We start from the raw sequence: 13,858 nt of genomic DNA, 5'->3' as shown, positions 1-13,858 counted from the left end.
GCGATGCTCGCCACGGACACCGCCCTCGGGGAGGCGCGCCCTGCCCTTCACCACCGCGTCGCCTCGATCCTCGGCGGGTCGGTCGGCAACCTGATCGAGTGGTTCGATCTGCACATCTACACGGCGTTCTCGCTCTACTTCGCGCCGCAATTCTTCCCCGGCGACTCGCCGAACGTGCAACTCCTCAACGCGGCCGGGATCTTCGCCCTGGGCTTCCTGCTGCGGCCCCTCGGAAGCTGGATCTTCGGCGTCTACGCCGACCGGCACGGGCGGCGCACCGCTTTGAGCCTGTGCGTGACCCTGATGTGCGCGGGCTCCCTGCTGATCGCGGTCTGCCCCACCTACGCGCAGGCCGGCATCCTGGCGCCGGCCGTTCTGCTCCTCGCGCGCATGCTGCAGGGCTTGTCGCTCGGTGGCGAGTACGGGGCGAGTTCCGTCTACCTGACGGAAATCGCGGATCCCCGCCGCCGCGGATTCTTCAGCAGCTTCAACTACGTGACGCTGATCTCGGGCCAGCTGCTGGCAACCCTCCTGCTCGTCGTGATGCGGAGTCTCCTGAGCACCGACCAGATCGCCGCCTGGGGCTGGCGCATCCCGTTCGCCATCGGGGCGGCCTGCGCGGTCATCGGCTACGCCCTGCGCCGGAAAATCGACGAGACGGACCAGTTCAAGGCGCTTAAGCGCAGGGGTCTGCCCGAGCGGCCAACCCTGCGGCTCCTCTCCAACCCGCGCGCGCTGGTGCTGGTCGCCGGCATGACGGTCGGCGGCACGGTCGCGTTCTTCACCTACACCGTCTACATGCACCGCTTCCTGTCGAACTCAGCGGGGCTGACGCGGGACCAGACGACGCTGGTCTCCTGCACCACGCTGTTCGTGTTCGCCCTGCTTCAGCCGCTGCTCGGGGCGCTGTCGGACCGGATCGGGCGCAAGCCCCTGCTGCTCGCCTTCGGCGTGCTCGGGACGCTGGGCACCGTGCCACTGATGACCGCGATGACGCGCGTCCACGACGCGTGGTCGGCGTTGGCCCTCCTGATGATCGCGCTGGTCATCGTGTCCGGCTACACCTCGGTGAACTCGGTGGTGAAGGCGGAGCTGTTCCCGACCAGCGTGCGGGTGCTGGGCGTCGGCCTGCCCTATACCCTGGCGACATCCCTGTTCGGCGGGAGCGCCGAGTATGTCGGCCTTTGGTTCAAGCATCTCGGCTACGAGAGCTTGTTCTTCTACTACGTCAGTGCCTGCATCGCCTGCACGTTCATTACGACGCTGTTCCTGAAGGAAGGCGGCACCGCGAGCCTCGATCCGGAGCGGGTCGCGGGAAGCCTTACAGGCGGGGACGACGCGCGCGACCGGTTCCCGATCCGTGACGATCACAGCCAAACCAACCGAGGACTGATTCCATGGCAGACCCCCAACTCATCGTGCAGCGGGACGGGCCGATCGGCTGGCTGATCTTCAGCAATGTCGCCAAGCACAACGCCATGACGTTCGAGATGTGGGGTGGCGTGCCCGAAGCGATCGCCGGCCTTGCGGAGGATCCGGAGATCCGCATCGTCGCGCTGAAGGGCGCGGGCGAGAAAGCATTCGTGTCCGGCGCCGACATCTCCGAGTTCGAGACGAAGCGCGGCTCCGGTGAGGCCCAGATGGCCTACAACGCCGCCGCCGACGCGGCGACCGCGATCATCCAGACCTGCTCCAAGCCGACGCTGGCCATGGTGCGGGGCTACTGCATCGGCGGCGGCCTCGCCCTGGCGCTGGCCTGCGACCTGCGCTTCGCCGCCGAGGGCACGCGCTTCGCCATTCCCGCGGCCAAGCTCGGGCTCGGCTACCGCTACGCCGGCATGCGCCGCCTCGTCGACGTGGTCGGGCCCTCGCGCGCCAAGGACATCTTCTACTCGGCGCGCCAGTTCGACACCGCCGAGGCGCTCGGCATGGGGCTGATCAACCGGGTCGTGCCCAGGGAGGCGCTGGAGGAGGAGGTCCGCGCCTATGGGACCGGCGTCGCCGCCAACGCGCCGCTGACCATCGCGGCCGCCAAGCTCGCCATCGACGCCGCCACCACCGAGCCCGGCCCGGACGCGCTTGCCGCCATCGACTGGGCGATCAAGGCCTGCTTCGCCAGCGAGGATTACCGGGAGGGTCCGATCGCCTTCCGCGAGAAGCGGCCGCCGAACTTCAAGGGCCGCTGAGCGGCGCCCGACCTCCACGTCACGCGAAACCGGGAGACGCCCATGCCCTCTGCCACCGCGCTGAGCCGCTTCACGGTACTGGATCTTACCCGCGTGCGCTCGGGGCCCACGGCCGTGCGCCAGCTCGCCGATTGGGGCGCCGACGTCATCAAGATCGAGCCCCCCGGGGGCGACCGGATCGGCGGCAACCGCGACGGCTCGGATTTCCAGAACCTGCACCGGAACAAGCGCAGCCTCACCCTCGACCTGAAGCACCCCGAGGGCGTCGCCGTGCTGAAGCGGCTCGTCCGGTCGGCCGACGTCCTCGTCGAGAACTTCCGACCGGACGTGAAGGACCGCCTCGGCATCGGCTACGCGGATTTGGCGGCCGAGAACCCCCGGCTCGTCTACGCCAGCATCTCCGGCTACGGGCAAGACGGCCCCTACCGCATGCGCCCCGGCCTCGATCAGATCGCGCAGGGGATGGGCGGGCTGATGTCGATCACCGGCGAGGTCGGCGGGGGGCCGGTGCGGGCCGGCATCGCGGTGGCCGATTCGAGCGCCGGCCTGTACTGCGCCCTCGGCATCCTGACGGCGCTCCTAGAGCGGGAGCAGTCGGGCCAGGGGCAGTGGATCCAGACCTCGCTGCTGCAGGCCCAGATCGCGTTGCTCGACTTCCAGGCGGCGCGCTGGACCATGGACCACGAGGTCCCGCCGCAGATCGGCAACCACCATCCGACCGCGAGCCCGATGGGCGCGTTCCCGACCGTCGACGGACACGTCAACATTGCGCCGATCGGCGAGGCCATGTGGCGGCGCCTGTGCGGCGTGCTGGGCCATCCCGAATGGGCCGAGGATCCGCGCTTCGCCGACCAGCCGGCCCGCAGCCGCAACCGCCACGACCTCGCCGAGGCGATCGCCGCGGTGACACGGACCCGGAACGCCGCCCAGTGGGTCGAGGCCCTGAACGCCGCCGAGATCGCCTGCGGCCCCGTCTACACGATGGATGAGGTCTTCTCCGACCCGCAGGTGCAGCATCTCGGCATGGCCGAGACGGTGGAGCACCCGCGCCTCGGGCCCATCGGTCTGGTCGCCCAGCCGATCCGGATGTCCCGCTCGGAAGGGCACGTGCGGACAGCGGCGCCCGATCTCGGCGCGCAGAGCGACGCGATCCTGAACGCCTTCGGCTTCGACGCGCAGGCGGTGGCGGACCTGCGGGAGAAGCGCGTGATCTGATGACCCGCCAGCCCGGCGCCGAGACCGGGCGGCCATCAGGGGAGGACACCATGCCGGATCGGAGACGTCCATGGACCGCTTGAGCCTCGCCGCGGTCCCGGACCGCACGCCCACAGCCGCACGGATGACATCGAGCACCCGGGTTTTCTGGATCACCTGGGCGGGCTGGATGCTCGATGGCTTCGACTCGGCCATCTACATCTTCGTGCTGGTCCCGGCGGTGTCGGACCTCCTCGCGGCCGGCGGCATAGAGCCCGCCCGCGGCACGATCGCGCTCTATGGCGGCTACTTCTTCTCGATCTTCATGCTCGGCTGGGCCTGCTCGATGTTCTGGGGCTGGCTCGCCGACCGGATCGGGCGCGTGAAGGTGATGTGCCTGACGATCCTCGTCTACTCGGTGTTCACCGGGCTCTGCGGCCTCGCGGGCGGGCTTGTCTCCTTCGCGGTGTTCCGGTTCTGCGCGGGGTTCGGCGTCGGCGGCGAGTGGGCGGCCGGCACGCCGCTGCTCCACGAATCGGTGAGCGAGCATCAGCGCGTGCGCCTCGCGGGCTGGCTCCACACCGCGACGCCGACCGGCCTGCTGCTGGGCGCGGCCGCTTCGTTCCTCGCCCCGGTGATCGGCTGGCGGGGCATGTTCTTCCTGGGCGTGCTGCCGGCCCTCCTCGTGGTGGCGATCCGCGCCACCGTGCAGGAGCCGCCGCGGGCACAGCAGGCGCGGACCGAGTCCGGCCCTGATCAGCCGGGCCTCGCCGCCATGTTCACGGGGCCGCAGGGCCGCTCCACCTGGGCGGCCGGGCTGATGATGTCCTGCATCATCCTCGGCCTGTGGTCCTCGACCTACTGGGCACCGACCCTGGTGATCAGCAAGCTCGTTGCCGCCGGCTCGACGCCCGCCGCCGCCCAGAAGGTGGCGGCGATCAGTGGGATCATCACCAACATCGGCACGCTGATCGGCTGCCTCGCGATGCCGTTCATCGCGACATGGTTCGGCAGCCGCCGCCGGACGGCCACGGCCTTCTTCCTCGGCGCCTTCACCATCAACCTCGTGGCCTATCTCGGCGCCGCCGTCTGGCTCGACAGCGTGACGCTGTTCATCGCGCTGCTGCCGCTCGTCGGCTTCTTTACCAACGCGGTGTTCGCGCTCTACACGATCTGGCTGCCCGAGCTGTTTCCGACGCGCCGCCGGGCCTTCGGGTCCGGCTTCGCTTTTAGCTTCGGGCGCATCCTAGGCGCTCTCGGGCCGACGATCGTCGGCAGTCTCGTGGTCGTGACAGGATCGTATCCGGAAGCTCTGGCAATCATCTCGCTAATCTATCTCATTGGCTTGCCGACAATCTGGATGGCTCCTGAGACCGCGAATAAGGAGCTTCCTGTCTGAGAGCGGAATTATCTCCTAGATCCAACGATCTGGCAGGTCTGGATGTTTCGTCCGGGCATTATGGGGAAAGTCTACACTATCGTATAGAATGCAAGCATCTGGTGCTGAGGATTGATTACCTTAATTGGTCCGCTTGGTCTGGTCTAATATGGTTGCGGGGCGCGCAAGCCAGCAATTGATAGAGGAAACGATGCGCCGCTGGATCAGCGGCTAAAATTCAGGAGCCAACTGTCACCCGATGTACATTGCTGCCTGTAGGGCATGATTGACGGGCACCCCGGCCGGGGACATCCTCGCGATCAATCCGCGGCCTAGAAAAATGGGCCGAAGAACAAGTGGTTGGCCAGCCAATAGGCCTGCCTAGGGAACGAGGGAACGTCCTTGATCAGTCGCCGCACGTTCGCAGGTGCCGTCCTCGGCGCGCCGGTAGCTCTGCCGTTCCTGGCACGATCGGGCTTCGCCGCAACACCGACCCACACACTGAAGCTCACCTTCGCCGACACGCAGGCGCATCCGCTTTACGCTGTGCTGAAGCGCTTTGCCGAGAACGTAAACAAACGGACGGACGGCGCTGTAGAAATCCAGGTGTTCAGCATCGGTCAGCTCGGCAGCGGCACCAACATCATGACCGGCATGCAGACCGGCATCATCGATCTTTGTGCGCACACCTCTGGGTTCATCGGGCCGCTCTTCCCACGGTTTCAAGTGGTGGACTTGCCCTTCCTCTTCCCCGATGCCAAGAGCGCGGAGCGCGTCCTGGACGGGCCGATCGGCGGCCAACTCCTCGACCTCATGCCCGCCAAGGGCATTTACGGGTTGTCCTACGGACACTGGGGTTGGCGCGTCGTATCGACCGTCGAGCGAAAGGTGCCGGAGCCGACTGATATCAAGGGGCTCAAGATCCGCGTCCAACCCGGCGCGATCTTCGCGGCGATGTTCCGCACGCTCAGCGCGAACCCGATCGCAATCGACCTCACGGAAGTCTATCTCGGGCTATCGCAGCACACGATCGAAGCTATCGAGACGCCGATGATCTCGGTCGCGGCCGGCAAGCACGATGAGGTCGTGCGAACGATCAATACGACCAATCACGTCTACAACGTCGGGGTCCTCATGGCGAGCAAGGCCAAGCTCGACGCGTTGCCCGAGCAAGCGCGAAGCGCGATCAGGGCGGCGGCGCAAGATCTGACGGGCGATTGGCGCACCACGATCGCGGCGGCGACCGACGAGACCGCCGCACGCTTCAAGGCGAAGGGCCTGGCGATCCTGCCGGTGGATCAAGACGCGTACCGCAAGCAGGTCGAGCCCGTGTACAAGCAGTTCCGCGACATCATCGGGCCGGATCTGGTCGATGCCGTGATGAAGGAGGTCAGGAAGGGTTAGCCCCGTGGCCGCCGGAGAGCCCGCGCTGGCCCGCGGTGCGATCGAGCGGACACCGACCACGCTCGCCCTGTCGCCCTACGCCGCGCTCCGCCTGTACGGTCGAGGGCTCGACCTCGTCGAGTGGCTCTGCCGCACCCTCCTGGTCGTGGCGCTCGTCGGCGAACTCGGGATCATCCTCTGGGACATCACCGCCCGCTCGACGATCGATCTGTCCCTGTTGTGGGCGGACGAGGCAGCCAAGCTCTGCCTGACGACGCTTGCCTTCATCGGGGGCGCCTTAGCTTACCGGGCCAAGCATCACACCACCGTCGAGTTCGTGCGCCAGCTGCTGCCGCCCGGTTGGCGCGAGCCCGTCGCGATCGCGATCGACGGTCTCGTCCTCGTGACCGCGGCCACGGTCGGCTACGTCTCCCTCGACCTTCTATCGATCACCGCACTGTCCACGACCCCGATCCTGCAGATTAGCGCCGCGTGGTTCGTCGTACCGCTCAGCGTCGGTATGGGGCTCGTCGTCCTGTTTGCGATCGAGCGGTTCGCGACGGATTACCGCCCTGCCCTCGCCTGGCGCACGCTGTCCGGCGTCGCTGTCACTGTTTCGATCGTGCTCGCCATCACCGCGCTGCCGGCCATCCCGCGCCCCGGTCCACAGGCGGCGCTCGGCCTGATGCTGGTCCTGTTCTTCGCCGCCGTCCTCCTCGGTCTACCGGTCAGCTTTGCGATGCTGCTCGGCTCGCTGTTCTTCCTCCAGCTGACCGGCACGGCGCCGCTGATCGCAGCAGCGCAGAACACCGTCGACGGGACGGGCAATTTCATCCTGCTGACCCTGCCGTTCTTCATCTGGACGGGCCTCATCATGGAACGCGGCGGGATTAGCCTCCGGCTGGTTCGCTTCGCGATGGCGCTCGTCGGCCATTTGCGGGGCGGTCTGCTCCAGGTCGTCGTCCTGACGATCTACCTCGTGTCCGGCATCTCCGGATCGAAGGTCGCCGACGTCGTCGCGGTCGGCTCGGTGCTGCGAGGCGAGCTGAAGAAACAGGGCTACGGGCCCGAGCGGAGCGCGGCGGTCCTGGCAGCCTCTGCGGCGATGTCGGAGACGATCCCGCCGAGCCTGGCGATGCTGGTCCTCGGCTCTGTCGCGCCGATCTCCATCGGGACACTGTTCATCGCCGGCCTCTTACCCGCGGCCGTGATCGCCGTTCTTTTGATGATCTTGAACTGGGTCCTGGCCGTGCGTGAAGGGGCACCGCGCATGCCGCGCGCGACCGGACCCGAACTCGCCCTGGCGGCCGGGGCGGCCACGCTGCCGCTCGTCATGCCGGTCCTGATGGTCGTCGGCATCCGCTTCGGTTTCGCCACCCCGACGGAAATATCGGCGGTCGCCGTGCTCTACGGTCTCATCCTGGCCTGCGGCGTGTACCGCGCCTTCGGGCTGCGCGATCTCGTGCGGATCGTCGTGGAATGCGGGGTGCTGTCCGGGATGGTGCTCTTCATCATCGCCGCGGCCGGCTCGTTCGCCTGGACGCTCACCGCAGCGAACCTGCCGGTCGCCCTGATCTCGCTCCTGCACGCGCTGGGCGACAGCCGGGCGGCGTTCCTGATCGGCTCGCTCGCGCTGCTCGTCGTGGTCGGATCGCTGCTCGAAGGGCTACCGGCGCTGATCATCCTCGGGCCGCTGCTGATCCCCATCGCGGGCCAGTACGGGATCGACAGCATCCACTACGCGATGGTCATCATCCTCGCGATGGGGATCGGCATCTTCATCCCACCGATCGGCATTGGCTTCTACATCGCATGCGCCGTCGCCGAGAGCCGCATCGAGGCGGCCAGCCGGGCGATGATCCCCTACCTCATCGTGCTCGTCCTCGGCGTGCTCGCCGTGGCGTTCATACCCTGGTTCACCCACGCCCTGCCCAACCTCGTCGGATCGCGCTGAGCCCCATGACGGACGATACCTGCCTCGCCCCCGATCCGGACGTGCGTCCCCCGACCTTCCGGATGCCGCCTGGCGCGACCGACACGCATTTCCACATCTTCGGTCCGAACCGCCTCGAGCGACTCGTGCCGCAGCGTGACTACACGCCGCCGGAAGCCGCGGCTGCGAGCGCGCGCCGGCTGTTTGACGCACTCGGCATCGAGCGGATCGTCGTTGTCCAGGCGAGCGTCTTCGGCCTCGACAACCGTGACCAGCTCGAGGAGGGCGCCGCAATCGGGCTACCGATGCGCGCGGTCGTGGTGGTCGGTCCGGATGCCTCCGAGGCGGAGATGCGTGCCTTGCACGAGCGAGGCGCGCGCGGCATTCGCTTCATCATGGCCCATCCGGGCGGTCTCGAACCGTCCGGGATCGAGCGGGCCGCGGCCCGGGCCTCCGAGATGGGCTGGCACCTCCAGTTTCTGCTGAAGCCCGCGCACCTCGTGAAGCTGGAGCCGCGCCTGCGGCAGCTCTCTTGTCCGGTGGTGATCGATCACATGGGGTTTCTCGCGCCTGAGCAGGGGCTCGAGCAGCCGGGGTTCCAGGCCCTGCGGCGCCTCATCGAAGCTGGGACGGGGTGGGTCAAGCTGTCGGGCGCCTATCGCCTGTCTCAGGGAGGCCCGCACTATCCGGAGCTTCGCCCCTATGTGGAGGCCCTCCTCGCGCTCAGACCCGATCGTCTCCTGTGGGGGAGCGACTGGCCGCATGTTGGGTTGAGAAGCGGGATGCCCAACACGAGCGACCTCTTAGAACTGTTTGGTTCCTGGGTTTCCGACGAGGCTGACCGTCGGCGCATTCTGGTCGACAACCCGGATGCGCTCTTCGGCTTTTGAGCGCCTTGACAGGGCGGCATCGTCGGTCGCGATGGATTGGTCCACCGCACCATCGGCCTCCGGGGTGAGGAACGGTCTTCCCTCCCCGTCCCCCGGGACGGAAAGGCCGGAGTGGGGTCGACCGTCGCCTTACGGAGCTTCAGGCGCGCGGATCGGGCAGGGACGCGAACTCCATCCTCTCCGGGGATCGCCCCGAACTCAGGCGCCTACCCAATGGGTCAGCACGTTTCGCTGCGCGGCCTGGATGTGCTGACGGGCGCTGGCCTCCGCACGTTGACTGTCGCCGTCCGCGATGGCCGCCACCAGCGCGGTGTGCTCCTGCTCGGCTTCGACCACGCGGTTCGCGTTGCGCCGCCGCGTGTTGCCGACGAGCGCCAACAGGGCCGCCATGGAGCTGAGATGCTCGGCGAGGTACCGGTTCCGGGCACAGGTGTGGATCGTCAGATGAAGATCGCGGTTGTGCCGTGCGCCGGCCACGGGATCGGCCGCAGAAGCGCGCTCCTGTTCTAGGATATGCCGCATCCGCGCGATGTCGACCGGCGTCGCGTACCGCGCGGCCAATGAGGCCGCGGCGCCCTCGGCCCATTCGCGCGCCGTGTACAGCTCCGAGACCTGCTGCTGATCCAGTGCCGCGATCCGGATGCCGCGATGCGACTGCATGCTCAGCAGTCCCTCCGCCTCCAGGCGCTGCAGGGCATCCCGGAGCGGCGTGCGGCTCATCTCAAGCCACGTGGTCAGATCTGCCTCGCGCACGAGCGAACCCGGCGCCAGCTGACCGTCCTGAATCGCCGTGAAGATCGCGTCGTAGGCGCGGCGGCTCAGCGGCCGGTCACCACCTGGACTTCCGGGCAGCCAGGATTTCTCAGCCTCCGACCGCAGTTGCCCCTCCATCACACTCCCGCTTCCCGCCTCGAACCCTAACGTCGCCTCGCGCTGGACTCAACCGTATACAATTGTATATGAATTGACGGGCACTGGTTGGATTCGCGTGCAGCGGCCCGTGAAGCCTTCCGAGTGTGGTCCTGCCATTTCGGGATTTGCGGGCCTCCATTCCTGGCCGTTCGACCCGGTACGCCAAACGAGAGCGACACACAGAAGGTCGCCGCCCTGCACGATCCGGCCCGTAACGCGCGGGCCTGGAGTAAGTGAAACATCACTCGGGAGTAGACATGCCGTTCAGGCGAGGTTGGATCGCGCTGCTCCTGTTCGCGCTCGCAATGATCAATTATATTGATCGCGTAACGTTATCTTTTGCTGCAGGGCCGATCGCGAAGGAATACGGGCTGGATCCGGTTTCTTTGGGGTATCTATTTTCGTCGTTCCTGTGGACATACGCGCTGTTTCTGATCCCGATGGGCCTGCTGGTCGACCGGTTCGGTGCCAAGCGCATCGCGGGTTTCGGGCTCACGCTCTGGTCGCTGGCGACGGCGGCGACCGGCCTATCGACCGGCTTCGCCTCGCTTCTCGCGACACGTCTCGCGATGGGGGCGGGTGAGGCGACGAGCAATCCCGCGGGCGCTCGCGTCATTCGCGAATGGATGCCGGCCGGCGAGCGTGGGGCCATGAACGCGGCCTTCAACAGCGGGTCCTACGCGGGGCCTGCCCTGTGCGCGCTCGTGGCTGGTCCCATCATCGAGCACTTCGGCTGGCGCGCGCTCTTCTTCGCCGCCGGGGCGATCGGGCTGCTTTGGCTGATCTGCTGGCTCAGCTTCTTCTCCCGCCCGGAGGACGCGCGCTGGCTGAGCGAGCCTGAGCGGGCCAAGATCCTGGCCGAGCGGACCGGCAACACGGCGGCCGCGGGCAACCGCACGGGCCTGATCGGTATGCTGTCATCCGGGCCGACGCTGTGGGGGCTGGCCCTGACGATGGGCTGCAACGTCTACTCGCAGTACCTCTTCCTGACATGGCTGCCGAGCTATCTGCAGGCCACCAAGGGGCTCACGATCGCCAAGACCGGTCTCTACGCCGCGATCCCGTACACGGTGGCCGTGGTGCTCTGCATCGTGATCGGATTTCTCAGCGATCGTATGATGCGGGGCGAGGTCGGTGGCGGTCGGCGCCGGTACGTCATCGCGTCCACGATGATGCTCGCGGCCACCGTCCTATTCGCGCCCTTCGTCGACGCCGTGTGGCTGATCCTGGCGCTGATCGCGGTATCCCTGACCGGCATCGCCTCGACGACGTCGCTGACGTTCTCCCTGGTCAACGACCTGCTGCCGAACCCACGCGATATCGGCGTCGCCATGGCCTTCGTCGTGGTCGGCGGCAACGTCTTCGGGCTGATGGCGCCGATCGTGACCGGGTACGTCATCCAAGCGACGGGCAGCTACGACGGCGCCTTCTACGTCGCCGGTGCCCTCCTCATCTGCGGCGCGGCCTCGGTCCTGACGCTCACCCGCACGCCGATCGGCGCGCGGCGATCCGAAGCCGAGTCCGAGGTCGCTCCCCTGTCGCAGCGGATCTGAGGCCATCATGTTCGCTTTCGTCGGATCACGCACGACGGTCGAGCGCAAGGCGCGCGGCGAGGGTCTGTCGGTCTACGCGGTCCTGCCCAGCGGCACCTGGGAGCTGCGCCATGTGCTGCGTGGTCTGACCAACCCGTCCTATCTCGCCCTGAGCCGAGCGGCGGATCGGCTCTACGCCGTGCACGGCGACGGAGAGAGCGTCAGCGCCTTCGCGGTCGCGCGGGACGGTGCCGTTTCGCTCCTCGGCACACGAGCGACCGAGGGGCTAAACCCCGTCCACCTCCTGATCCACGAACACGCGCGCTCGCTCCTCGTCGCGAATTATGCCACCGGGAGCCTCGCGCGCCTGCCGATCCGCGCGGACGGCACGCTCGGCTGCGTGGACCAGCGCCTCGAACTGCCGGGTCAGACGGGCCCGCATCGAACCCAGCAGACGGGGTCTCATCCCCACCAGGTCGTGCTGGACCCGACCGGCGACCGGGTCATCGTGCCGGACAAAGGCTTGGACCGGGTGTTCGTCGTCGCCGTCGGACGCGATGACGGCCGCCTCGCACTCACTCCGGACGGACCGCCACCCGGCCGCGAGGGCGCCGGGCCGCGCCATGCCATCTTCGATCGTTCCGGCACCATCCTCTTCGTGGCGAACGAGCTCGACTCGACGGTCACCCGCTTCGCCTATGAGGCGGGCAGTGGCCGGCTCTTGCCGCTCGAGGTCGTCTCCACGCTGCCGCCCAGCTGCCTCAAGACCAGCCACGCCGCCGGCATTGCGCTGACCCCGTGCGGGCGCTGGCTCTACGTGTCGAACCGTGGCGACGACAGCATCGCGGTGCCTGACAGCTTCGGTGAAGCGCGTGCGCCATGCCTCGCTTTCGCCCCTGCTAACGTCGGCCGGCGTTGGCAGGTCTCCGCGCGCGAATGTCGTCTCGAGCGTGACCACGAGCAGCATGGCGACGCGCCAGATCGCGTCGACGGCGGCGGTCTCCTTCAGCCATGCCGCCTGACGGTCTCCGATACCGCTGCGGATTAGCGACACCGTGTCGAGGGCGACGAATGCCTGTGCCGAAACCGAATAGAAGGGCTGACGAAAGCGGAAGTAGAACAGCACCGGATAGAAATGGTGTGCCTCCTTCATCTCTGACATGGAAGCCGCCAGGTCGGCCAGGTGGGTGTAGCCTGAACTGAACTGTCCCTGCGGCCCGAGCCGTGCCAGGAGCTCGGCCGCATCGGTGCTCTCGCCCGTCAGGAGATGCAGCTTCAGCCCGAGGGCGTTGCGCTGCCGAAGCGCGCTGTAGACCTGCATCACGTAGGTCAGGACCAGGGACGTCGCCGACATGCCGACGAGGGAGTTCACGAGATAGAGGACGCGGTAGCTGTCGGTGACCGGCTTGAAGTCGCTGGCCCCCACGATGGCAATGCTGCTGCCGCCCGCGTAGAGGGCGGTCATGAAGTCGGCTGGCGTCTCGCCGCCGCTCGCCCGAACCGTCACGCCGAGCGCGGGGTGGATGATCAGGCCGGCCCCGAGGGTCAGCCCCAGGGCCCAGAGCAGGACGTAGACGATAAGGATGACCGGGCCGCAGAAGGACAGCACGGCGGCCCTCTTCCGTCCGGCCGCATTGGCGGCGGAGCGGAAGATCGCCCAGGTGAGATGGGCGATCCTGTCCGCGATCAGGCCGGTCCCGATGCGCGCGTAGAGTACCGTCAGGAAGATGTCGGCGAGGACGAGGCCCATGACGAGCACGCCCGATGCCTGTTCGAGGGCGGGTGGGATCAGGCCAGCCATCGTTCCGACCTCAGGCGTTGATCAGGGTCCAGGGACGCATCGCCTCCGGGCCGATGATATCGAGCGGCGGTTGGAAGTCTTGTGCCGCCCCCCTCATCGCCTCCGTACGACGGCGGAAGCCGCTGCGGCGGCGATAATCGCGTCGGACCTTCTCGGACGGAGCGAGGGGGGCTTCCGATAGACCCCGCGCACAGATCACGTCGACCGCGGTGACGCCGGCCAAAGCCACGAGGGCGACCAGCACGTTGTCCTTGTGCGGATTATGGTCCTCAAGCCCGGGCAGCACCGTGGCGATATCGAGCGCGTCCCCGGCCACGCGTGCCGAGATCCACGGGGTCGGGTCGCTGGCGCCTAAAATCCCGACCCCCTGCAGGATCTCGCGCATGCCGTAGGCTCGGATGATCGGTGCCGAACGCGGCATTCCGAGCCAGCGCGCGATGGCGCCGCCGCACGCCACCTCGGTAAGCCCGAGACCGATCGAGAACCAACCCAATCCTTGGGCAAGCTCCCTAGAGCCGGTCCCGGGCCGGTTGCGACGGGTTTGCGGGTGGCGCGTTGGTGGGTGAAGGAGCTTGCTCATGCCTTCACCCCTGTCTGTGGACCTGCGCGAGCGTGTCGTGGCTGCGGTGGTGGCGGGTGCCTCCTACCA

Annotated in this window: 12 protein-coding genes; 10 read left to right on the top strand and 2 right to left on the bottom strand. The window is 67.6% G+C overall.

Going from position 1 to position 13,858, the window contains the following annotated elements; genetic code table 11:
* Positions 1–3 precede the first annotated feature (3 nt).
* The 7 genes from MKK84_RS24890 to MKK84_RS24860 all read left to right on the top strand — a co-directional run bounded on the left by MKK84_RS24890 (position 4) and on the right by MKK84_RS24860 (position 8,964).
* Positions 4–1,449 (top strand): MFS transporter, encoded by a 1,446-nt coding sequence (locus MKK84_RS24890; protein ID WP_243924716.1) that lies wholly within the window; start codon positions 4–6, stop codon positions 1,447–1,449.
* Entirely contained in the window at positions 1,398–2,186 is a 789-nt protein-coding gene (locus MKK84_RS24885; protein WP_243924715.1) for an enoyl-CoA hydratase, read from the top strand. The genes MKK84_RS24890 and MKK84_RS24885 overlap by 52 nt, the downstream gene beginning before the upstream one ends.
* A 42-nt stretch (positions 2,187–2,228) precedes the next feature.
* The gene (locus MKK84_RS24880; protein WP_243924714.1) at positions 2,229–3,401 is read left to right on the top strand and encodes a CaiB/BaiF CoA transferase family protein; all 1,173 of its coding nucleotides are present in this window, start codon (positions 2,229–2,231) and stop codon (positions 3,399–3,401) included.
* 70 nt (positions 3,402–3,471) lie between these two features.
* Positions 3,472–4,779, top strand: coding sequence for an MFS transporter (locus MKK84_RS24875; protein ID WP_243924713.1), 1,308 nt, complete (start codon positions 3,472–3,474; stop codon positions 4,777–4,779).
* A 381-nt stretch (positions 4,780–5,160) separates the two neighbouring features.
* Positions 5,161–6,162, top strand: coding sequence for a TRAP transporter substrate-binding protein (locus MKK84_RS24870; protein WP_243924712.1), 1,002 nt, complete (start codon positions 5,161–5,163; stop codon positions 6,160–6,162).
* A 4-nt stretch (positions 6,163–6,166) separates the two neighbouring features.
* Positions 6,167–8,095 carry a TRAP transporter large permease subunit gene (locus MKK84_RS24865; RefSeq protein WP_243924711.1) on the top strand — a complete coding sequence of 643 codons (1,929 nt, stop codon included), beginning with the start codon at positions 6,167–6,169 and terminating at the stop codon, positions 8,093–8,095.
* A 62-nt stretch (positions 8,096–8,157) separates the two neighbouring features.
* Positions 8,158–8,964, top strand: a complete 807-nt coding sequence (locus MKK84_RS24860; RefSeq protein ID WP_243924710.1) for an amidohydrolase family protein — start codon at positions 8,158–8,160, stop codon at positions 8,962–8,964.
* A 198-nt stretch (positions 8,965–9,162) separates the two neighbouring features.
* On the opposite strand, the gene MKK84_RS24855 is transcribed toward MKK84_RS24860, so the two are convergent.
* Entirely contained in the window at positions 9,163–9,855 is a 693-nt protein-coding gene (locus tag MKK84_RS24855) for a GntR family transcriptional regulator (protein ID WP_210025778.1), read from the bottom strand.
* 278 nt (positions 9,856–10,133) lie between these two features.
* Between MKK84_RS24855 and MKK84_RS24850 the strand changes: the two genes are divergently transcribed.
* From MKK84_RS24850 to MKK84_RS35990, 3 genes are all read left to right on the top strand, one after another.
* Positions 10,134–11,429 (top strand): MFS transporter, encoded by a 1,296-nt coding sequence (locus MKK84_RS24850; RefSeq protein ID WP_243924709.1) that lies wholly within the window; start codon positions 10,134–10,136, stop codon positions 11,427–11,429.
* Between the two features lie 7 nt (positions 11,430–11,436).
* On the top strand, positions 11,437–12,456 hold the full coding sequence (locus MKK84_RS35995; RefSeq protein ID WP_409566542.1) for a lactonase family protein: 1,020 nt from the start codon (positions 11,437–11,439) through the stop codon (positions 12,454–12,456).
* A gap of 219 nt (positions 12,457–12,675) precedes the next feature.
* Complete coding sequence (locus MKK84_RS35990) at positions 12,676–13,230, top strand: hypothetical protein (RefSeq protein WP_409566541.1); 555 nt, start codon at positions 12,676–12,678, stop codon at positions 13,228–13,230.
* Here MKK84_RS35990 and MKK84_RS24840 read toward each other — a convergent pair.
* Positions 13,220–13,789: a cyclase dehydrase gene (locus tag MKK84_RS24840; RefSeq protein WP_243924705.1), complete on the bottom strand. Its 570-nt coding sequence runs from the start codon at positions 13,787–13,789 to the stop codon at positions 13,220–13,222. The two genes, MKK84_RS35990 and MKK84_RS24840, sit on opposite strands and share 11 nt — an antisense overlap.
* Positions 13,790–13,858 lie beyond the last annotated feature (69 nt).

The organism is Methylobacterium sp. E-065 (assembly GCF_022829605.1).
Lineage (GTDB): Bacteria > Pseudomonadota > Alphaproteobacteria > Rhizobiales > Beijerinckiaceae > Methylobacterium.
The sequence above is the reverse complement of the archived record's forward strand: the minus strand, read 5'-3'. Positions and strand labels throughout refer to the sequence as shown.